Source organism: Comamonas testosteroni, from assembly GCF_000761245.1.
GTDB classification, from domain to species: Bacteria; Pseudomonadota; Gammaproteobacteria; order Burkholderiales; family Burkholderiaceae_C; genus Comamonas; species Comamonas testosteroni_C.
Window position 1 is genome coordinate 1 of sequence record NZ_AWOR01000021.1, and the last position, 20,712, is coordinate 20,712.

The 20,712-nt window shown below is 62.1% G+C and carries 15 protein-coding genes and 2 pseudogenes; 4 read left to right on the forward strand and 13 right to left on the reverse strand.

All coding sequences use genetic code 11. The annotated features are described in order from the left end of the window. The 5 genes from P353_RS04885 to P353_RS04905 all read right to left on the reverse strand — a co-directional run. A partial coding sequence (locus tag P353_RS04885; RefSeq protein ID WP_034366125.1) for an aldehyde dehydrogenase family protein occupies positions 1-187 on the reverse strand: 187 nt, incomplete at its 3' end. A 114-nt stretch (positions 188-301) separates the two neighbouring features. Then, positions 302-1,231, reverse strand: a complete 930-nt coding sequence (locus P353_RS04890) for a dihydrodipicolinate synthase family protein (protein WP_034366127.1) — start codon at positions 1,229-1,231, stop codon at positions 302-304. An 11-nt stretch (positions 1,232-1,242) separates the two neighbouring features. After that, complete coding sequence (locus tag P353_RS04895; RefSeq protein ID WP_034366131.1) at positions 1,243-2,415, reverse strand: L-rhamnonate dehydratase; 1,173 nt, start codon at positions 2,413-2,415, stop codon at positions 1,243-1,245. Between the two features lie 60 nt (positions 2,416-2,475). Further along, positions 2,476-3,525, reverse strand: coding sequence for a 4-hydroxythreonine-4-phosphate dehydrogenase PdxA (locus tag P353_RS04900; RefSeq protein ID WP_034366133.1), 1,050 nt, complete (start codon positions 3,523-3,525; stop codon positions 2,476-2,478). A 2-nt stretch (positions 3,526-3,527) separates the two neighbouring features. After that, positions 3,528-4,505, reverse strand: a complete 978-nt coding sequence (locus tag P353_RS04905) for a Bug family tripartite tricarboxylate transporter substrate binding protein (RefSeq protein WP_034366135.1) — start codon at positions 4,503-4,505, stop codon at positions 3,528-3,530. A gap of 115 nt (positions 4,506-4,620) precedes the next feature. Here P353_RS04905 and P353_RS04910 point away from each other — a divergent pair, with 115 nt between their 5' ends. Then, complete coding sequence (locus P353_RS04910) at positions 4,621-5,565, forward strand: LysR family transcriptional regulator (RefSeq protein WP_034366138.1); 945 nt, start codon at positions 4,621-4,623, stop codon at positions 5,563-5,565. Between the two features lie 107 nt (positions 5,566-5,672). Here P353_RS04910 and P353_RS04915 read toward each other — a convergent pair whose 3' ends face one another. The 6 genes from P353_RS04915 to P353_RS04940 all read right to left on the reverse strand — a co-directional run bounded on the left by P353_RS04915 (position 5,673) and on the right by P353_RS04940 (position 14,960). Further along, complete coding sequence (locus P353_RS04915) at positions 5,673-7,031, reverse strand: tetratricopeptide repeat protein (protein WP_198529025.1); 1,359 nt, start codon at positions 7,029-7,031, stop codon at positions 5,673-5,675. After that, positions 7,024-7,629: a biliverdin-producing heme oxygenase gene (locus tag P353_RS04920; protein WP_034366144.1), complete on the reverse strand. Its 606-nt coding sequence runs from the start codon at positions 7,627-7,629 to the stop codon at positions 7,024-7,026. Before P353_RS04920 ends, P353_RS04915 begins: the two co-directional genes overlap by 8 nt. Before the next feature lie 70 nt (positions 7,630-7,699). Continuing rightward, positions 7,700-10,213 carry a PKD domain-containing protein gene (locus P353_RS04925; protein ID WP_157839512.1) on the reverse strand — a complete coding sequence of 838 codons (2,514 nt, stop codon included), beginning with the start codon at positions 10,211-10,213 and terminating at the stop codon, positions 7,700-7,702. A gap of 82 nt (positions 10,214-10,295) precedes the next feature. Further along, positions 10,296-13,148, reverse strand: coding sequence for a TonB-dependent receptor (locus P353_RS04930; protein ID WP_232776261.1), 2,853 nt, complete (start codon positions 13,146-13,148; stop codon positions 10,296-10,298). A gap of 136 nt (positions 13,149-13,284) precedes the next feature. Beyond that, positions 13,285-14,319 (reverse strand): FecR family protein, encoded by a 1,035-nt coding sequence (locus P353_RS04935; RefSeq protein ID WP_052084722.1) that lies wholly within the window; start codon positions 14,317-14,319, stop codon positions 13,285-13,287. 119 nt (positions 14,320-14,438) lie between these two features. Further along, positions 14,439-14,960: an RNA polymerase sigma factor gene (locus P353_RS04940; protein WP_052084723.1), complete on the reverse strand. Its 522-nt coding sequence runs from the start codon at positions 14,958-14,960 to the stop codon at positions 14,439-14,441. Between the two features lie 380 nt (positions 14,961-15,340). On the opposite strand from P353_RS04940, the pseudogene P353_RS04945 reads away from it, so the two are divergent. Then, positions 15,341-16,199, forward strand: a pseudogene (locus P353_RS04945) (alpha/beta fold hydrolase). Between the two features lie 311 nt (positions 16,200-16,510). Here P353_RS04945 and P353_RS04950 read toward each other — a convergent pair. Next, complete coding sequence (locus tag P353_RS04950; protein WP_080750435.1) at positions 16,511-17,479, reverse strand: LysR family transcriptional regulator; 969 nt, start codon at positions 17,477-17,479, stop codon at positions 16,511-16,513. A gap of 127 nt (positions 17,480-17,606) precedes the next feature. Between P353_RS04950 and P353_RS04955 the strand changes: the two genes are divergently transcribed. Next, positions 17,607-19,181, forward strand: a complete 1,575-nt coding sequence (locus P353_RS04955) for an MFS transporter (protein ID WP_034366150.1) — start codon at positions 17,607-17,609, stop codon at positions 19,179-19,181. 105 nt (positions 19,182-19,286) lie between these two features. On the opposite strand, the pseudogene P353_RS30300 reads toward P353_RS04955, so the two are convergent. Then, positions 19,287-19,490, reverse strand: a pseudogene (locus P353_RS30300) (IS5/IS1182 family transposase); the annotation flags it as partial. A 315-nt stretch (positions 19,491-19,805) separates the two neighbouring features. Here P353_RS30300 and P353_RS04965 point away from each other — a divergent pair. Next, positions 19,806-20,711 carry a 3-hydroxyacyl-CoA dehydrogenase family protein gene (locus P353_RS04965; protein ID WP_232776277.1) on the forward strand — a complete coding sequence of 302 codons (906 nt, stop codon included), beginning with the start codon at positions 19,806-19,808 and terminating at the stop codon, positions 20,709-20,711. Position 20,712: the final 1 nt, after the last annotated feature.

Consider the following 20,712-nt stretch of genomic DNA (forward strand, 5'->3'; position numbering starts at 1 on the left):
CCTGGATGCCCGAGGTGGACCAGGCGGGAAACGCGGCAGCGGCGGCGGCCACGGCCGCCTGCACGTCGCCAGAGCCGCCCTGGGCGTACTCGCCGATCACATCGGACAGGTCGCTGGGGTTGGTGTTGGAGGAGTAGCTGTCAGCAGCCGTCCACTGGCCGTTGATGAGGTTGTGGTGTGGGGTCATGAATATGCTCTTGATAAAGGAGCTTGCTGCGCTTGTTATTCATAGATATCAGCATGAAAAGCATCTAGATTCTTTAATAGACAAGCGCAACCAGCTCCTGTATTCATAGTCGTCTCAACGGGCCCAGCGCAGCACCAGCGGATCCAGCCGGCGGGCAATGTCCAGCAGCTGGCGCCGCACCTCGGGATGCATGGGCGGCCAGGGCGAGCGCGGCGCATCGCAGGCGATCACGCCGCCCTCCTTCATCAGCGCCTTGGCGGCCAGGAAGCCGGCCTGGCGGTTTTCGTGGTTGATCAGCGGCAGCCAGCGCTGGTACTGCTCGAAGGCCTTGTCCTTGTCGCCTGCGCTGTGGGCTTCGATGATGGGGCGTATGCCGTCGGCAAAGCCGCCGCCGGTCATGGCGCCCGTGGCGCCGGCCTCCAGGTCGGCCAGCAAGGTGATGGCCTCCTCGCCGTCCCAGGGGCCTTCGATGGCTTCGCCGCCCAGAGCGATCAGCTCGCGCAGCTTGCCCGCCGCACCGGCGGTTTCCATCTTGAAGTAGCTGACCTGCGCTATCTCCCTGGCCATGCGGGCCAGAAAGGCCGGCGACAGCGGCGTGCCCGCGGCCGGCGCATCCTGGACCATGATGGGAATGTCGATGGCGTCGGACACGCCCTGATAGAAGGCCTGCACCTGGGCTTCGCCAAAGCGGAAGGTGGCGCCGTGGTAGGGCGGCATGACCATGACCATGGCGGCGCCCATGTCCTGGGCGCGGCGGCTGCGCTCGGCGCAGACCTTGGTACTGGTGTGGGTGGTGGTCACGATCACGGGCACGCGGCCGGCCACATGCTCCAGCGCCGTGCGCGTGAGGATTTCGCGCTCCTCGTCCGAGACCAGGAACTGCTCGGAGAAATTGGCCAGGATGCACAGGCCGTCCACGCCCGAGTCGATCATGAAGTCCAGGCAGCGCTTCTGGCTGGCCAGGTCCAGCGTGCCGTCCTCGTGGAAGGTGGTGGGCACGACGGGGAAGATGCCCCTGTAACGGGGATTGGAGAGTCCGGGCATGCTGCGTCTCCTTACTCGATGATGTGGAACTGGTCGAGGTACTCGGTCTTGAGCGTGAGGCCCAGGCCCGGCACGTCGTCGCGCAGCTGCAGGAAGCCGTTGTCGGCAACCGGCTCGCCGTCGAAGATGTACCAGAACAGCTCGTTGCCCACTTCCACATCGAAGATGGGGAAGTACTCGGCCATGGGCGAGGCCAGCGTGCTCATGGTCAGGTGGTAGTTGTGCATCTGGCCGGCATGCGGGATCACGGGCACGGAATAGGCCTCGCACAGGGCATTGATCTTGTGCGCCGCCGTGATGCCGCCCACGCGGTTGGTGTCGTACTGCACGACGGAGACGGCCTTCTTGTCCAGCAACTGCTTGAAGCCGTAGAGGCTGAACTCGTGCTCGCCGCCCGAGATGGGAACGATGTTCATGGCGTTGAGCTCGGCGTAGCCGTCGATGTCGTCGGCGATCACGGGCTCTTCCAGCCAGCGCGGCTCGAACCTGGCGAGCTTGGGCAGCATGCGCTTGGCGTACTCCAGGTTCCAGCCCATGTAGCACTCCAGCATCAGGTCACTGTCGTAGCCGATCACTTCGCGAATCGCCTCGACGGACTTGAGGTTCTCGCGCACGCCCTCCTGCAGATGGGCTGGGCCGTAGCCGAAGCGCATCTTGAAGGCCTTGAAGCCCTGATCCAGGAATTTCTGCGCCTCGTCCTGCATCTCTTTCAGGTCGGTGCGGTAGAGCTTGCTGTAGTAGCAGGGGATCTTTTCCTTGGTGCGCCCGCCCAGCAGCTTGAACACGGGCTTGTTCACGCTCTTGCCCAGAATGTCCCAGATGGCCAGGTCCACGGCCGAGATGGCGGCCATGGTCACGCCCTTTCGGCCCCAGGCGTGGGTGGCGCGGTACATGCGCTGCCACAGGTATTCGTAGTCCCAGGGGTCCTGACCGATGACGAGAGGTGCCAGGTACTCGTCGATGATGGCCTTGGCTATTTTTGGCGCCAGGGCCACATTGCCCAGACCGATGATGCCGTCATCGGTTTCGATCTCCACCACAGTCCACGAATGGAAGCGGAAGGTGCTCATGGACTCGGTGTTGGAGTACACCAGATCCATGGCGTTGGAGCAGAAGTTGCCCTGGGGCGGAACGGTCTTGCCCTTCCATTCATAGACACGGGCGCGGACGGACTTGATCTTCATACAGACCTCGGAAGAAAAGAGTGAGTAGGACAGGCGGCCCAAGCCGCCAGGAAAATGGGCTCAGACCGCCGGTGCGGCCTGACGATCGCGGTGGGCGGCCCCCATGCGTGCGGCAATCTGCAGCGCCTGCCAGGTGGCCTCCACATTGGCCTTGCCCTGACCCGCGATGTCGTAGGCCGTGCCATGGGCCGGCGTGGTGATGGGAATCGGCAGGCCGCCCTGCACCGTCACCCCGCGCGAGAAGCCCAGCAGCTTGATGGCGATCTGGCCCTGGTCGTGGTACATGGTCACGATGGCCTGGTACTCGCCGGCCTGGGCCTTGAGGAAGATGGTGTCGGCCGGGAACGGGCCGTGAAACGGCGCATCGCTGGGCCAGTCGCGCGCCTGCAGGGCCTGCACGGCGGGCGCGATGATGTCGATTTCCTCGCGGCCGCAGGTGCCGCCGTCGCCGTTGTGCGGGTTGAAGCCGGCAATCGCCACCTTGGGAGCAGCCAGGCCGCTGGCGCGCAAGGCGTTGTAGATCAGCTCGGCCGCCTGGCTGATGCGCTCCACGCTCAGGTAGCTGGCCACATCCTTGAGCGGCACGTGCGAGGAAATGCGCGAGGTCCAGAGATCGCCCAGCGTGTTGAACTCGCAGAAGTAGCCGGTCACGCCCAGGTACTCGGCAAAGTGGTGCAGCTCGTCCTCGTGGCGCAGGCCGCCCAGCTTCATGGCCTGCTTGTTCAAGGGCGCAAAGCAGATAGCGTCGATATCGCCGGCCATGGCCGCATCCATGCATTGGTCGAGCACCTGCAGCACCGAGCGGCCGCCTGCCGCCCCCACCTGCCCCTGCACCACATCGGCCTGGGCGACGGTGTCCACGGCCACAAAGGCCGGCAGCCGCGTATCGGCACGCTCGCGCGCAGCGGACAGGCCGGCCAGCGCCGCGGTTGCAACCTGCAGGCCGGCGATGCGCTGGCCCTGCTCCCAGAGCCAGGGATCACCGATCAGCACCAGGTTCGCCTGCTCGGTGGCTTGCGGCCTGGCGAGCAAACGTGCAATCAGTTCGGCGCCGATGCCGCAAGGATCGCCCAGGGTCAGGGCGACAACGGGAAGAGAAGCCTTGCTCATGCTCAGTCCAGCTTGATGTTGTTCTTGCGAATGATGTCGCCGAAGCGCTTGTACTCGGCGAGATGAAAACTGCCAAAGTCGGCCTGGGGCATGGGCCGCAGCTCGGCCCCCACGGCTTCGAGACGGGTCTTGGTCTCGGGCATGGCGATGACCTTGTTGACCTCGTCATGCACTTTTCGCTGAACCGCCTTGGGCGTGGAGGCGGGCATGTAGATGCCGTACCAGGCGCTGATTTCCACATTGCGCAGACCCGCTTCGGCCATGGTCGGCACCTGGGGCAGCTGAGGGTTGCGCTGGGGCGAAGTGACCGCCAGGGCACGCAGCTTGCCGGCCTTGATCTGGCCTATGACCGAGGGCATGGTGTCGAAGCTCATCTGCACCTGGCCGCTGACCAGATCGACCAGGGCGGCAGCGCTGCCCTTGTAGGGCACGTGGGTGATCTGAATGCCTGCGGCATCCTTGAACACCTCGGCAGCGATATGCTGGGTACTGCCCGTGCCGCTGCTGGCGAAGTTGATCTGATTGGGATTCTTCCTGGCCATGGCCACCAGCTCCGCCACCGTGTTGGCGGCAACGGAGTTGCCCACCACCAGCACATTGGGCACCGAGCCGACAAAGGCCACGGGCACCAGATCCCGGTTGTTGTCATAGCCGAGCTTGAGCAGATGTGGTGCGATGGCATGGGCCGTGACCACGCCCATGACCATGGTGTGACCGTCGGTAGCCTTGGCCGTCATGTCCACAGCCAGCGTGTTGGAGACGCCAGGCCGGTTCTCCACGATCACCGGCTGCTTGAGCAGCGGCCCCAGCCTGTCGGCCACGGCGCGGGCCATGGCATCGGTGCCGCCTCCGGGTGCAGAACCCACCAGCATGCGCACGGGCTTGACGGGCCAATTAGCCGAGTCCTGTGCCTGGACCTGCCAGGGCAGCGCGGCGGCGCCGCACACCGCGGCTATGGAAAGTAGATGACGTCTTTGCACATTTGTCTCCTTGGCTTTTTTATTTCATCGCAGCCCGATGCTAGGGAAGGCGCTGATATGCGTAAATTGAAAGTTATTGATTAATCGATAACCTGGAGCAATAAGAAGCCATGCCATGGGATCGATAGACAAACGCGACAACACGCCCCAGCTGCTGAACCGGTTGCGCATGCGCCAGGTGGCCTTGATACTGGCCATCGACGAGCGCCAGACCTTGCGCGCGGCAGCGGCCGAACTAGGTCTGACCCAGCCGGCAGCCACCAAGATGCTGCAGGAGCTCGAAGATGCACTGGGTCAGCCGCTGTTCGAGCGCGTGGGACGGCGGCTGCAGCGCAATGCGGCCGGAGAGCGGGTGCTGGAATATTTCCGTTCGCTGCGCGGCAATATCGAGGCCCTGAATCGCGAACTGGGCGAGCTGCGCCAGGGAAGCTCCGGGAGGCTGGCCGTGGGCAGCATCATGGCCGCATCGCCCGGGCGGCTGACCCAGGCCTTGCTGGAGCTGAAACAGCAGCTTCCCTTGCTGGAGCTGGAAGTGGCCGTGGACACCAGCGATCGCTTGCTGGCCCAGTTGCGCGAGGGCGTGCTGGAGGTGGTCATCGGTCGCATGACGAATGAAGCGGGCAGCGATTGCCGCTTTTGCCCGATCGACGACGAGCAGCTGGCGTTCATCGTGCGCAAGGAGCATCCTCTGCTGTCGCTGCAGCGGCCCGGTCTGCAGGCCTTGCAGGGACATGGCTGGGTGATGCAGCCGCCCGGCAGCCCCATGCGCAGCTTGATAGAGCAGGAGTTCCGCGAGCACAGTCTGCCGCTGCCGCGCGGCCTGATCGAGACCGGCTCCATACTCACCACCATCAATCTGGTGCGAAGCTCGAATATGGTGGGCGTGATTCCGCGCACGGTGGCGGACCTGCATGCCGACCACGGCATGCTGCATATCTTGCCGTATCGGACCAGACGCAGTCTGGAGGCCTATGGCAGCCTGGTTCGCAAGGACCGGCCCATCAGCCGCTCGGCACAGATGTTCCTGGATCTGCTGCACCGCCGCGACGCAGCGGCCTGAACAAGGGTCGACACCGGCGCCCCCTGTCCGAATCCCTCGGTCCCAAGGCGTTCAAGCGCAATGGCCAACCCCGGCCTCAGGGCTGCGCATCCAGGCCCGAGGCAGCACTAGCCGTCCAGGTTCAGCTCCCGGCGCAATGCCGCCGCCCGGCGCGCATGCTCCGACTCGCCGGGCCGGCCCAGACTGCGGTGCAAGGCGGCAAGATTATCCAGCAGCGGCAACAGGCGCGCATCGCTGCCGCCCAGCGCATGCTCCATCAGACCCAAGGCCTCGATGAACATGGGCTGCGCTTCCTGGAAACGACGCTTGCGGTAGGCCAGGCCGGCAAGGCCGTTGAGCACGCCTGCCTTGCCCACCTGGGCCTCGGGACTTTTTTGCTCCCTGTACAGCGCCAGCGATTGCACATATAGCGTCTGCGCCTGCTCCTCATGGCGCAGGGCCTCGGCCATGCGCGCACGGCTGGCCAGAAGATTCGCCTGCCACAGCACATCGGGCGCATGCAGGCCGGCAATGGCCTGCGCCTGCTCGAACAATGCATGGGCTTGCGCATAGTCCTTGTTCTGCGCCCGCCACAGGCCCAGCTCGTTAAGCACCTGGGCCAAGACCAGGGCTTGCGGATCCTGCAGCAGCAGCACGTCCCTGGCGCGCTCGTACTGGGCGGCGGCTTTCGCATCGTCGCCCTCTCGGTGGTGCAGCCTGGCCTGCGCCAGCAGTACGGACACCAGATTCGAACTGCTGCCGCCTGTCTGCTGTTGCAGCGCCATTGCCTGGTCCAATGTCTGCTGCGCCTGCTCCAGACTGCCTTGCTGCTCCTGGCTGCGTGCCAGGGTCAACAGGCCTTGAACGCGGGTCGCCACATCGACCTGGGCCGCAGCATCGACCGGCAGGGCCGACAGTTGCTGCAGATAGGCTTGCGCCTTGTCATGCTCGCCCAGGCTCGCATGCAGATCGCCCAGGGCCTGCAGCGCTTTTTCGCGCAGCGCCAGCGAGACGGCATCTGCCGGCAGGGCCTGTGCCACTTCAAGAGCCCGCTGATAGCTCTGCACGGCCTCGCGCGGCTGCTGCATGGCCTTTTGCACATTGCCCAGATTCCAGGCCACGGATGCGGTATTGGCATGCGTTCCAAGGCTGGTCTGATTCAGCTTCAACGCCTTGAGCAGAGACTGTTCGGCTTCGGCGTTGTGGCCTCGGGCCTGCTGGATCAGGCCCAGAAGGTTCAGACTACTGGCCATATAGGGGCGCTGGCCCTGGCGCTGCTGCTCTGCCAGCTCCAGTGCCTGGCGCGCGGTTTGCTCGGCTGGCCCATACGCCTGTTCGCTCTGCTGGCGCAAGGCCTTGTCGTAAAGGCCCTGCCACTGTGCAGTCTGAGCCAGCAATGGCGGGCTTGCAGCCACGCTGATCAGCAGCGCCAGCGGCACCAGAGATACCAGCACAGTCCAGGACGGCAGCCGCGCTGGCCTAGACATGAAGCTCACAGTGCGTTTGCACATAGCCATGCACCGTCAAAAACGCAGCTTGCGCGGCTTCTGCCGCACGCCCCCTGCCCACAGGGTCCAGCGGCACGGCATCGAGCTGAGCGCTGAATGCCTTCCAGCTCAGCGCTCGTCCCTGCGCATGCGGTGCCAGATGACGCGCGCCGAAGTCGGCATTCAGCTCCAGTGCTGCGGCTGCCTTGAGCAAAAAGGCTGCCCCCAGATTGGAGCCCTGCTCCACATACAGCCAGCCCAGGGCCGTGGCAAGGTCCACGGCAGCACCCGACGCGAACACTGGTGCGGGCAGATCCTGCGGCAGGGCCCGACCCAGATCGCTCAGGTCGCAGGTGACCGCACTCAAACGCTGGCGCCCGGCCAGACCAGGCAGCAGTCGATTGAGTTCCGGCTGCTCAAACAGGGCCGCCACATCGCGCTGAAAGAGATACTGCACCCGAAGAAATTGCGCATAGCTCTCGCGACTGGCAAACGGTTTGGCGGCCATGATGCGTTGATCCAGCTGGCCATGGCTGGCCTGGGAGGCCGAGCGCAGCAAGGCGCTCAGCCCCTGGGCTTCTATCGTCGATATATCCATCGGAAATTCCGCTTTCCATCCAGAAGGCGGACACCAAGTCCTCTGGATTCGGTGCCCGCCTGCGCTTTCATCAATAGGGGAAGATGAAGGGCTTGTGGCTGAAGGTCCAGCCGCTCTTCTCGGCAATGCGGAAGGACCACTGCATGCCTTCGCTGGCCTTGTTCAGGTCAGCAGCCGCTGGCACGGGCGACGGCACCTGCATCACCAGGCTGAATTCCACCGTCTCACCCTTGCGAATCACCTGGCCGTTGCTCAGGCCCTGGAAGCTCAGCGCATAACCGCTCTGCGCCGAAGTGGCGGCCAGATCGGCGATGGTGTAGTCACCGCCATAGGCCGTCAGGCGATAGCGTTGCACCGCCATCGGCACACCGCCTGTCAGCTCATGCTGCCAGATGGGAAATTCGCCGCGCTGTACGGAGGCGTAAGGGAACAATTGCTGCGGCAGGCGGTTGGGGTGTGCGTGCTCGGACAAGGTACCAGAAGAGGTGGCAGTGCCCAGGTACTCCAGCAACAGGCTGGGGTAGTTCTGGCGCTCCACGGCGTGCAGCGTCATGGCAAAAGGACCGGTAAACGCCATGCCGTCGCTGATCGCCAGCTGCAGCTCATAGGCACCGGCCACCGTAGGCGCAATGCCGATACGGTCGGGGCAGGTCCATTGGCGCAGGGCCAGGCTCTTTTCAATCCAGCTGACAAAGGTGGAGACCGTTGCACCAGGCCACTGGTTGCTGCCGGTGTTGCCGCATATATAGATGTTTTCTGGCACCTTGAGCTTGCTGCCTGCGGGCTCACGCGACAGAGTCCACAGATAGGTCAGCGTGTCGCCATCCGGGTCATAGCCGTTGCCGTTGAACAGGAAGCTGTTCCAGATATCGGCAGCATCCGGCGAATCGCCAAAGCGCAGCTGCCTGCCGGTCTGGCCGATGACCAGAGGCTGCTCCTGGGTGTAGAGCACATCCGCTGCCAGACGCGCGATGGGCGTGTTGTTCCTGGTCTTGACGTTCAGGCTGAGCTCGGTGTCCAGAGTGGAGACACCGTCGGAGCTGGGCGTTCCATGCTCGTCGGTCACGAGCAGCGAGAAGGAGTAAGGACCCGGTTTGTCGGCCACGAAGCTGGGGTTCATGGCTGTCGCATTGCTGAGCTTGGCGGTGCTGCCATCGGGCTTGTCCAGCAGGGTCCAGGCATAGCTCATGCGGTTGTTGTCGGGGTCGGTGCTGGCCTCGCCCGTCAATGTGACCGTGGTGCCCACGCCAATGGCAGTCGCGCCCCCCATGACTGAGGCCTTGGCCACCGGCGGACGGTTGGCGCCGTTGAGCACGGTAAAGACCTGCGTCACCGGCTCGCTCCACTCCTTGCCGTCATTCACGCGCAGCTGCACCACATAGTTGCCGTAATGCGTGCCGGTGAAATTGCCCCAGGTGGGGTTGAATTTGCTCGCGGCATCAAAGCCGGCAGGCGCGGACACCAGCGTCCATTCACGCGTCAGCGTGTCCTCGTCCTTGTCCTGCGAATAGGCGCCGATGGGGATGACGGAGGTGCCCAGTTCCGCTTCGAAAGACTTGCCGAAAGGACGGGAGATGACAGCCACCGGCTTGGTGTTGGGCGCGCCATCCGGCTTCTTGACCTTGATCTGAATCTCGCTGAAAGCCGTGGTCGTGCCGTCATACACCACCAGCGTCAAGCGATAGGTGCCGGCAAAGTCCGGAACCAGGGTCGGCCTGGCCGTATTGCTGCCCTCGATCACGGCCTGCGAACCCCAGGGCCGGCCGGCAGGTGCGAAGAACCAGCGATATTGCAGGGTGCTGCCCTCCACATGGGTGCTGGCCGAGCCGTCGAGCTGCACGCGCTGACCGCGCACCGCGTTGTCGATATTCGATCCAGCCTTGGCCACCGGAGCCGTGTGCATCTGATTGGCGTTGATCCTGATCGTCACCGGCTGGCTGCTCTTGCTGCCATGCGTGACCACCAGCGTTGCGCGGTACAGGCCCACCACATCAGCCAAAAAGCGAGGCTGGGACAGATGAGGGCTGTCCAGCGCGGCTTTGCTGCCGTCCGGCTTTTCCACCAGCGTCCAGTTGAAGCGCAGGTCAGCGGCGCTGCCTCCTGCGGGCGGCTGGCTGGCCGTGCCGTCCAGCTGCACCGTGGTGTTGACCAGTTGCGCCAGCTCGGGCAACGTCACGGCCACCGGGTTGGGATTGCGGACTTCCAGCTTGACGCTGACCTCGTTGCTCGAGGTCACGGCATCGCTCACACCGAGGCTGATGCTGTAGTTGCCGGGCAGATCGGGCGTGAAGCTGGAGGTCGCAGCGGTCGGTGTCGCCAGCGCCGCCGTGCTGCCAGCGGGGCGCTCCGTGACTTTCCATTGATAGGTCAGTGTGCTGCCATTGGCTGGCGTGCTCGCAGAGCCGTCGAAAGTGACGGTGTCACCGGCGCTCGCAGCGGCAGCGGAGGCAGCGATGCGGGCCGTGGGACGGTTGAGGTTGCCCGTGCCGCCACCATCATCACCTCCGCCTCCTCCGCCGCCACAGGCGGCCAGGAGCATGGAAAGGCCAAGACCCCAAAGGACATGGCGAGACAAGAATTTCATGGCTGAAATTTCCTTTGCAATAAAGCAGGCTGATGCTGCGAAAGAATCGAAGGCAGGCACGCCGCAGGCGTGCAATGCGCTGTCAGAACTGCAGGGTCACGCTCAGGCGTGCCGTGCGCCCCGGCGCCGGGACCATGCCCAGGCTCAGGGCATCCAGGTAATAGCGGTCCGTCACGTTGTCCACGTTGAAGTCCACATTCACGCGCTCGCTGAGCTTGTAGCTGGCAAAGACATCCCAGAGCACATACGAGTGCCACGGCACGACCTGGTTGAAGCCCTGGGCGGTTTCGTTGTTGAATTCCGGTGTCGGATTGCGCTTGCCCATGAAGGTGCCGCGCACTCCGACGGTGAGCTTGCGCTGCAGCAGGCGAGCACCCAGCAGGGCACTGGCGTGCCATTTGGGCGGAATCATGTTGTTGACATAGCTGTTGGCGATGCCGTAGTCGGTGCAGGTGTAGCGCCGGAAGCTGCCAAAGTGGCAGGTCTCGATGAAGGTATAGCGCGTGCCGCTGGCCTCCATGAAGACCGGCCCCATGTCGTAGGAGCCCGAGACCTCGAAGCCGTCGAAGCTCACGCTTTCGATATTGCGCAAGGTGAAGAACTGGCGGCCGGAGCCTTCCTCCCAGGTGTTGGGGAAGGTGCGGGTGAGATAGTCCTTGGTGGTGTTGCTGAAGTAAGCCAGCTTGGCGCGCAGCTTGTCGCTGCTGCGCCAGACGCCATCCTTGAGGAAGTTGATGCCGATCTCGCGATTGAGCGTGCGCTCCGGCTTGAGGTGGATGTCCTGCGAGGGAGATACGGAGTAGCCCGCCGTGGTCTCGAACAGGCTGGGCATGCGCATGGCACGTGCATGGCGTGCGTACAGCTGCACGCTGGGCGTGACATCCCATAGCGCGCTGAACATGGGTGAAGTGCCGTTGTTGCGGCTGTTCATCATCAGGGGATCACAGCTTCCCGTGCCCTTGCTGTCCACACAGTAAGCGCTGTCGGGGCTGACCATCATGGGCTTGTCATCACGCGACTCGAAGCGGGTATGACGCAGCCCGGCCCCCAGGGTCACGCTGGGCAGGGGCTTCCACTGAAGATCGGTGAACAGGCTCCATTCAGTGCGCCGTCCCATGCGCCCGCCGGAGGTGAGCATATTGCCGGTGGCAACGCCGTTGACTTTCTCCAGTTGTGCGGCAAGTCCGTAGTCCAGCTTGATGCCGCCGGCACTGCCAAAGCGCATGCTGTTGCTGATGTCCAAGCCCCAGCGCTTGTAGTTCTCGGTGCCGGCTCCGAACATCTCGTTGACGGTGTCTTCCGAGTAGTTCTGATTCAGGCTTTCCGTGTTGGTGTGCCAGAGATTGCTGGTCAGGTTCAGCCAGTCATTGTTCTCGGGGTTCCAACGGTGACGCAGGGTATAGGTGTCTGCGGTCACCTTGCTGTTGGAGGTCTGTGCCACCTGCCCCAGCCACAGCAGCTGCGATGGCATCAGCTCGCCATAGGTGCTGGAGTAACGCATATAGCCTGCTTCCAGCTCCTGATCATTGGGCAGGTACAAGCGTGCCTTGAGCAGCACGGACTCGTTCTCGTGGTTGGTGTTGACAATGCGCTCGCCGCCACGGAAACGCGTGGCTCCCACCACCTTGGGAACCACTTCGGTATAGAAGCCACGGTTATAGGTTTCCGACAGATCCAGGGAAGGCACCGGCCCCTTGGTTCCCGCGTAATAGTTGCCCTGGCTGCGCCGCGCGTAGGCCGCGACAATATCGGCCTTCTCGAAGCGCTTGGCCAGCGCAATGCTTCCCGCCCAGCTCTTGGGCTGCATCAGGCCGGGCCGGTTCATGCTCTCGGAAGGCGGCACCACATGGGCGATGTCGAATGGCCCGTCACACAGGCTGGCAATCACGCAGTTGGTGCGATAGACACCTCCCGTTCCGTTGCTGGAACTGCCGCCGGTATTGAAGCCTGCCTTGGTCCCCGGCGCCGGTGCCGATCCGCTGTTGTTTCCGATCAGGCTGCCGCGCAGACGGATGCCAAAGGTCTGGCCCGGGAGCACGATGTCATCGGCATTCAGGGTACGGGCGCTGACCAGCCCCCCCACCGCGCCAGTGCCCTGCGCACCCATGACTGGGCCTTTTTCGATCTGTATTCCGCCAATCAGATCGGGGTCGATATAGGAGCGCGAAGCGACGCCCGCATAGCCACGGTAGACCGTGGTTTCCTGGCGCGCACCATCGACCAGCACAGGCACACGGCCCTGCCCCTGCATGCCGCGGATGTTCACATCCAGGCCACCGCTGTTGCGATTCTCGCCAATCAGCACACCAGGCGTGCCCTGAAAGATATCTCCCACCGAGGTTCCGCGAAACCGTTCGATGTCTTCGCGCTTGAGCACATTGCTGGAGCCTGCCGTGCGGTACTGCCGGTCTTTTTCATCCCGCTCGGCATCCGCCAGGACCAGCACGGTCGGCATGACGCGGCTTGGCGGCTCATCGTCCTGAGTCTCTGCGGCTGAAGCGGCCTCTGCCGAGGGGCCGGACACGGGCTTCAGCCGCACCACTCCGTTGCCCGTGAACACATGTGCGAAGCCGCTGCCGTGCAAAAGCCGGGTCAATGCCTCGCCCGGCGTCATCGCACCCCGCACTGCAGGAGCGGACAGGCCCTGCAACCTCTGCGGATCGAAGACCAGGCGCAGTCCGGCTGCCGCACCGAGAGCCACCAGAGCCTGGCCTAGATCTCCTCTGGGCAGATCGAACTCGACACGTTCCTGAGCTGCATCGCCCTGTGCCGCTGCAGCAGGCCGGGCCGGATTCTCGTCAGCCCAGGCCTGCCCCAGCAAGGCCACGCTGATGGCCATGGCAATGGCTGTGCGACGCCCCCTGGCGTGCTCATTGACTTGGCGACTGTATGTCTGCGGCAGAGCACTATCGGCTCCTGTTGCCCATCGGTTCATGGCGTCCTCTGAAGTTCTGTGACCGCAAGGCAGACGCAACACCCGATTGCCGGGTGCGCTCCGCGATGCCTCTCTTCAGAGAAGACGGTTGACGCGCGAGATTCAGTAAATACGAATCAAAATTATTTGAAATAACTCAAAGCAGTACCACCAATCCCGGCAACTGCAGCAAGCGCGCGCCCAGTTCCTGGGCTATGGCCTGCACGGCACCGTGAGCATCGGATTGCAGAAAAACACCGCTGACGCGCCGCTGCGCCAGCGCCTGGTCACGCACCACGATACGGCTGGTGTGATAGCGGTTGAGGCGCCCCACCACATCGGCGAGCATCATGCGCTCGAAGACCAGCAGCCCACGCGCCCAGGACTGGCCGGCATCCTCGCCCAGATACTGCAAGGCCGTCATTCCCTGCCTGTCATAGCTGACGCGCTGGCCCGGCGATACCACCACCGCATCCTGCGGCATATGGTCCAGCGACACCTCCACCTGGTGGAACACACCGGTCACCTGCGTTCTTGCGTCCAGTCGCTCGACGATGAAGCGGGTGCCCAGCGCACGGGTACGCCCGTCGGCTGCGGCAACCACAAAAGGTCGCTGCTCCGCATCACGCCCACCGGACGCATCCACGGGTTTTGCGACGGGTTTTGCGTCAAACAAGGCTTCGCCTCGCAGCAAGATCACCTGTCTCTGCCTTGTGTCGTAGCGCACGGCCACGGCGCTGTCGCCGCCCAGATGTACGCGGCTGCCATCGGGTAGCGCCACTTCGCGCCGCTCGCCCACCCCGGTGCGGTAATCCGCCTCGAAGGCCAGCATGATCTGACTGCCTGCACCCACCCACAAGGCACCTGCCGCAAAGACTGCAGCTCCGGCCCCTTGGCACAACAGGCGTCGCCGCACCAATCCTTGTCGCAAAGGCTTGGTCTGCAGAACCGTGTCTGCACCCCGATCCGGCAGCAGCCCCGACGGTCCCAGCGCCCCCAGTTCAGCCCAGGTGCGCTGGGCATGGGCATAAGCCTGGCGATTGACAGCATCCGCATTCAGCCAAAGCTGCAAGGCCTGTTCATCCTCAGGCAGCCAGCCCTCGTCCGCACGGCGCACCAGCCAGGCCGCTGCCTGCAGGCGGATGTCTTGAGCTGCATCGTGCAGGGATGTGGATTGAGATGAAGGATTCACAAAAAACTGCTGTCTGAATGCAAACGATTGGAGTGCATGATGGGAAGACGTTCAAGCATTGGCAAACCAGTAATTTTCATCCAAGGCAAGCATCTGGCGCTCTGACACACTGCAAAGCTTCAGTGAAGCGGCAAGCGCGCCATGGCGTGGGCCAAGGCCCGCGCCAGATGCTTCTGCACCGAGCTGGTGGAGATCTCCAGCGCCTCGGCCACCTGCTGATAACTTTGCTCCTGCACCCGCACCCGCATGAAGATGTCTTGCGTGAGTGGCGGCAGCTCCTGCAAAGCCTCAGCCAGTTGTAGCAGACGCTGGCGGCCAGCCAGCGACTGATCCGGGCCGGGCGCGGTGTCCGCTATGTGTACCAGTTCCTCTGGCGCAACCGCTGCCGTCTTGCGCACCTCCTGCTGACGTGCCATGTCCACGAGCATGTTGCGCGCCATCTGGAACAGATACGCTCGGGCGTCCTGTACCGGTGCTGCCGCCGTGACTTCGATGAAGCGCAGGAAAATTTCCTGCAACATGTCCTGAGCCACATGCATATCGTGCACGCGGTAGGTAAGCCAGGCCAGCAATTCCCGGCGGTGGGCAATGAAAGTGCTTTGAGGATCGCTGGGCATGATGAAGGCGTGGATTGTATCCATGATTGAGAATGAATCTCATTCATAAAACAATAAAGCCTACGCCTCGCCGAGCTGCACAGACTGCTCCCCCGAAACTGATGTTCTAGATGGCGGCAGTCCCTCGGGATTTTTTCTCTAGCGCCTCCAAAGAGACAGCGCCTCGGTAGACCTGCTTCTACTCGGAACTTCGACGCACTTGAAACTGAGCCGCTTTTTTAGATCGCTCGTCATCTATCAACTGTCGAATTTGTCTTTGCTGCGCTCAATGTCTGATATCAACATCAGCTGCCATTGTCGACGTCGCCCTGGACCTGCTGAGGCAACGCGAAGCCGCCTCCTTCTGATCTTTTCACCCTCTTCGCGGTGGGCCATCCGTGGCTGCCGCCTTCATGGAGTCATTTATGAACGCCCCCAACACGAAAGCCTCCACCAACCGCTTTGTCACGATCACTGAAGCGGGACAGCCCCTGAGGCTGCACTACAACGATGTCGGCTCTGGTAGCGAAGTCGTGATCATGCTGCACGGCTCGGGACCAGGCGCCAGCGGCTGGGCCAACTTCCACCGCAATATCGAGCCGCTGGTGGACGCGCGATACCGTGTCATTTTGCTGGACTGCCCCGGCTGGAGCAAAAGCGACACCATTGTCAGCACAGGCTCGCGTTCGGATCTGAACGCAGCTGTCTCAAGGTGGTGCTGGACGCGCAGGACATCTCCAGGGGGCATCTCATCGGCCACTCCATGGGCGGTCATAGCGCCGTGGGCTTTGCGCTGGCCAATCCCGAGATGGTGGGCAAGTTCATCCTCATGGGCGGCGCCACCGGCGGACTCAGCGCCCTCGTACCCATGCCCGCCGAGGGCATCAAGCTCATCGGTGCGCTGTACCGCGACTCCATGGTGGAGAACCTCAAGCGCATGATGAATGTGTTTGTGTACGACACCAGTAACCTGACCGAAGAGCTTTATCAGCAGCGCCTGAGCAATATCCTGGCCCGCCGCGATCACCTGGAAAACTTCGTCAAGAGCGCCCAGATCAACCCGAAGCAATTCAGCGACTACGGTCTGCGCCTACCGGAGATCAAGGCCAAGACCTTGATCATCTGGGGCGTGACGACCGCTTCGTACCCCTGGACATCGGCCTGCGCCTGCTATGGGGCATTCCCAATTCGGAATTCCACGTGTTCAGTCAGTGCGGCCATTGGGCACAGTGGGAGCACGCCGAAGTCTTCAACAATATGGTTCAAGACTTTCTCGCTCGCTGACCGGTCAGTGAGCCAGCAAGAAGTGGGAGCAAGCCATTGAGATGAATGCCATGCATGGACAACATGCTCAATGGCTTGTTTGGGATGCAGAGCAGGCAGCGGCCCAATCATCCCTGCCTCCAGCAGGCTCAGCCGCCGATTGAGCGCAGCTGGATGCGACAGCCTAGTTGTCAAACGGATATTGGCATCAATCAAGCGAAATTCCGCGTCTCGTCGTGAGGACCACTTCGAAGCATTTCATTCACTGTGATCCTTCTGCGACTCAAACACATCCGCCCGGGTCATGCTTCGCTAGTGGGAAAACGCAGCCCTTACCGAGAAAGGATTGAATTGCCATTTTTTGCCACCGCATCATCCTCAGGATTCAGCAAAGCCGGAATCTCGGCCACCAGCGCGTCAATGGCCACCCGCAACTTGCAACGTAATTGCCGTGCCTGTGGCCAGAGTGCATGGATCTCGTAAGAGCGGGCCCGATAAGCGGGCAAGATGTGTACCAGCTCGCCACGCTTGGCATAGCTGCTCAGCAACCAGCAGGGGACCCAGGCAATGCCATAGCCCGCCACAGCAGCAGCGGCAATGGCCTGTATATCGTCCATGCTGATCTGGGAGCGCACCTGCAGGCGGTAATCCGAGCTGCCGCCTCGCCCAGCAACTGGCGAAACATCCCACGGAGCAACGACACCCGAGTGCGAGTAACTGATGACCGCATGACCATCGAGTTCCTCCAGTTTGCCGGGCGTGCCGTGGCGTGCCAGATAGGCCGGGGAAGCTCCGATGCTGATGTGCTGTGTTCCCAGCAGACGCGCAGACAAGGTGCCGCTGTCTTGTAGCGGGCCTATGCGTATGGCCAGGTCAAATCCCTCCTCGATCAGATCCACTGTACGGTCGCCAAACGACAGATCGATGCTCAGCTGCGGATATAGACGCGTCAGATTCAGCAGTATTGGCGCCACGCACAGCTGCCCAAAGCCTTCTGGCACGCTGACCCGCAGGCGGCCGATGGGCTCCATGCGGCCACTGTCCAGATCCGCCTCGGCTGCCTCCAGCTCCTTGAGTGCACGGGTGCAGCGCTCGTAGTAGATCTGCCCTTCCGCAGTCAAGGTCTGGGTACGCGTATTGCGCTGCAGTAGCCGCGAGCCCAGACGTGCCTCCAGCCTGGCAACAGCCTTTCCCACAGCAGAGCGCGTCACGCCAAGCCGCTTGGCTGCAGCAGTGAAGCCGCCCGCTTCCACCACCTGCACAAAGGTGGAGACTCCTTCCAGAGGGTCTTGCACAGTCATGTCGATTGGATCCTTTAGCTCCCCAATGATGGGAAATAAATGCGTAAATTTAAGAATTTTATTCCCATAGACTCGCGTTGAACGTTCTGCGCCAGAACGCCGTTTCTCTTTTCCGGAGTGCGCAACCATGTCCTCGAATGATGTTGATCTCTTGAACACCAGCAGCCTGGAGCCGGCACCGACCCGGCGCAATCGCATTGCGCTGCTATCGGTCTGTCTGGCCGCACTGATGTTCAGCCTTGAAATCTCCAGCGTGCCTATCATCTTGCCCACGCTGGAGTCCGTTCTGCACAGTGACTTCAAAGACATTCAATGGATCATGAATGCCTACACCATCGCCTGCGTCTCGGTGCTCATGGCCACCGGGACACTGGCAGACCGGTTTGGCCGCAAGCGGGTCTTTCTGATCTCCATAGTCCTCTTTGCGTTTTCATCGCTGCTGTGCGGCCTGGCATGGAACACACCGATGCTGATTGCCAGCCGCGTGTGTCAGGGGGCCAGCGGCGGCGCCATGCTGATCTGCCTGGTAGCCGTCCTCTCGCATCAATTTCCGCAAGGCGCCGAGCGCAGCCGCGCCTTCAGCACCTGGGGGGTCATGCTCGGCATAGGCTTGGGCTTTGGCCCGCTGATTGGCGGCATGATCGTCGCCCTCTCGGACTGGCGCTGGGTGTTCTGGGTACACGTGCTGATTGCCACACTGACTTTCTTTCTGGCCACCATCGCCGTGCAGGAATCGCATGACCCCAAGGCCGGCGCGCTGGATGTTGCGGGCATCGTCACGCTGTCCCTCGCAGTATTCGGCCTGGCCTTCTTTGTGACGCAGGGCTCCGATACCGGTTTTGGCAGCATGTCTGCGCTGGCCGCCATGGCTGTGGGTCTGCTGAGTTTTGCGACCTTTGTGTGGGTGGAACTGCGTGCCCAGCATCCCATGTTCGACTTCTCCGTCTTTCGGGTGCGCAATTTCTCCGGTGCGCTGCTGGGCTCCATGGGCATGAACTTCAGCTTCTGGGCGTTCATCATCTACTTGCCCATCTATTTTCAAAGTGCGCTAGGTCAGGATGTCACGGCCGCCGGCGTCTCGCTGCTAGCCTACACCCTTCCCACGCTGGTGTTCCCGGTGGTTGGAGAACGCATCGCCATGCGCTATGGCCCGCGTATCGCCATTCCGCTGGGGTTATTCGCCATCGGTCTTGGATTCATGCTGATGCTCGCTGGCAGCCAGCTCGCCCACAGCCACTGGCTTTACGTGCTGCCGGGCTGCCTGATTGCCGGCGCAGGGCTGGGCATCACCAACACCCCGGTGACCAATACCACCACGGCAGCAGTCTCCAGCGCACGCGCCGGCATGGCGTCCGGCATCGACATGAGTGCCCGCATGATTACGCTGTCGATCAATATCGCGCTGATGGGTTTCCTGCTGGTGCACGGCGTGCAACAGCACCTGCAAACCGCATTGCATGAACCCGTAGATGCTGCAGCGCTGCGCGAGATGGCCAACGGCATTGTCTCTGGCAACCTGCAAGCCCTGTACGCCCTGCAGGCAGGCGCTGGCGCCGCCACTTCGCCACAGGCACTCACAGATATTGCCCGCGAGGCACTGGTACACAGCTTTGGCGGCGTAATGCTCTATGCCGCCATCGCCGTGTGGCTGCTGGCACTGGGCAGCTTTGTGATCTTTTCGGGTCGCAGGACAGCCCGGTGACTTTTATGGCGCTCCATGCCGATGGGCAAGAATCTGCTCGCTGATCCGCAACTTGGTTGCCTGCATTGCCATGGACATCGATTTCCTTGCTCTTTCCTTGCTCTATAGCAAGCTGCAGGCCTCGACAACCTCGCCGACATTGGCGGCCGTGCCACCTCCTGTGTGCACCAGGCCAGAATCAGCATCCATGCCGAAGTACCACTGCTTGCCTTTCCAGCTCTGGTGCATCTCTTCACCACGCACCTTGCTTCTATTCTTGGTCAGTGCAGCACTCCAGGCAGCGTCCACGTGGGTGCCAGTGTGCGGCATAGCGGCTCAATGCGTTGCCGTGGCAAATTCATAGCACGCTCCAAGTCGATCAAAGACTGCGGTACTTTTGCACCGCCTGCGATTTGCTCAATCGTGTCGGCGGCTCTTCACGGATAGAAGAGTCAGATTGCAATATATTTAAAAATCAGGATATTTATCCCAATAAATTTGTTTAACAAATTTATCGAAACCATCCAGACTTCCTCCAAGACTCATAGAACTTGGAGACATCCGTTGGAGCAAAAGATTTTCAGTGCGCCTGGGCACTTTTTCCGTCCCTCGCGTTCACATGCTGTGGTTATTGGCGGCGGAACGATGGGAGCCGATGTCGCGGTTGTCCTTTGCCGCGGAGCGTGCAGAACGACTGTTGTCGAGTCCAATCGTGATCAGGCTGCCAAAGTCCCTGAACGGGTCCGTGAGGGATTGATACAGCTGGGCGCGGCGCAGCAGCTTGCCCAACTGTCCGTCGTCTCGTCATTGGACGACCTCGACTGGAGCTCTGTGGATCTTGTGATCGAATGCATCCCGGAGCGTCTGGACATCAAGCAAGCGCTTTTCAAGCAACTTGAGCAGCGCGCGCGCAAAGATGCATTGCTGGCCAGCAATAGCTCGAGCTTCCCCATCACCGCAATTGCACAAGGCCTGGCAACGCAGCAACGAATGTTGGGTCTGCACTTTTTCATGCCTGCACACCTGACGCCTCTTGTTGAGGTAGTGTGCGGCGAGGCATCCCGCATGGAATGTGCAGAGAACCTTCATGCTTTCATGCGCCAGTGCGGCATGGTGCCGGTGCTGGTCAAGAAGGACTTGCCAGGCTTTTTGGCGAACCGTCTTCAACACGCGCTGGCTCGCGAGGCTTTTGCACTGATTGAAGCGGGCATTGCATCAGCCGAAGACGTGGATTCAGCCGTGCGCTTTGGCTTCGGTTTTCGCTTTCTTGCAGCGGGGCCCGTGCTTCAACGCGACCATGCAGGTCTGGAAGTCCACTGCGCCGCCGGTGCGACGATGTATCCATCGCTGGCGGCCAACAAGGAGCCAAGCCCATGCCTTTCGCAAAGAGTGGCTGAAGGCAAATTCGGCATGAAGTCCGGAGAAGGTTTTTTCAAGTGGACTCCCGAGAGCATCGCGCAGGAGAAGCAGCGCTATCAGAAGACGCTGCTGGCAGGTCTGGAGCTTCTCAAGAGCGAATTGCCTTCCGTGGGCGACGCTGCCGAGCAATAAG

Bases quoted from the DNA above. Each gene is read 5' to 3' on its own strand.
- P353_RS04890 (WP_034366127.1), bottom strand. From the start codon at position 1,231: ATGCCCGGACTCTCCAATCCCCGTTACAGGGGCATCTTCCCCGTCGTG.
- P353_RS04895 (WP_034366131.1), bottom strand. From the start codon at position 2,415: ATGAAGATCAAGTCCGTCCGCGCCCGTGTCTATGAATGGAAGGGCAAG.
- P353_RS04900 (WP_034366133.1), bottom strand. From the start codon at position 3,525: ATGAGCAAGGCTTCTCTTCCCGTTGTCGCCCTGACCCTGGGCGATCCT.
- P353_RS04910 (WP_034366138.1), top strand. From the start codon at position 4,621: ATGGGATCGATAGACAAACGCGACAACACGCCCCAGCTGCTGAACCGG.
- P353_RS04915 (WP_198529025.1), bottom strand. From the start codon at position 7,031: ATGTCTAGGCCAGCGCGGCTGCCGTCCTGGACTGTGCTGGTATCTCTG.
- P353_RS04920 (WP_034366144.1), bottom strand. From the start codon at position 7,629: ATGGATATATCGACGATAGAAGCCCAGGGGCTGAGCGCCTTGCTGCGC.
- P353_RS04925 (WP_157839512.1), bottom strand. From the start codon at position 10,213: ATGAAATTCTTGTCTCGCCATGTCCTTTGGGGTCTTGGCCTTTCCATG.
- P353_RS04930 (WP_232776261.1), bottom strand. From the start codon at position 13,148: ATGAACCGATGGGCAACAGGAGCCGATAGTGCTCTGCCGCAGACATAC.
- P353_RS04940 (WP_052084723.1), bottom strand. From the start codon at position 14,960: ATGGATACAATCCACGCCTTCATCATGCCCAGCGATCCTCAAAGCACT.
- P353_RS04950 (WP_080750435.1), bottom strand. From the start codon at position 17,479: ATGACTGTGCAAGACCCTCTGGAAGGAGTCTCCACCTTTGTGCAGGTG.
- P353_RS04955 (WP_034366150.1), top strand. From the start codon at position 17,607: ATGTCCTCGAATGATGTTGATCTCTTGAACACCAGCAGCCTGGAGCCG.
- P353_RS04965 (WP_232776277.1), top strand. From the start codon at position 19,806: ATGGGAGCCGATGTCGCGGTTGTCCTTTGCCGCGGAGCGTGCAGAACG.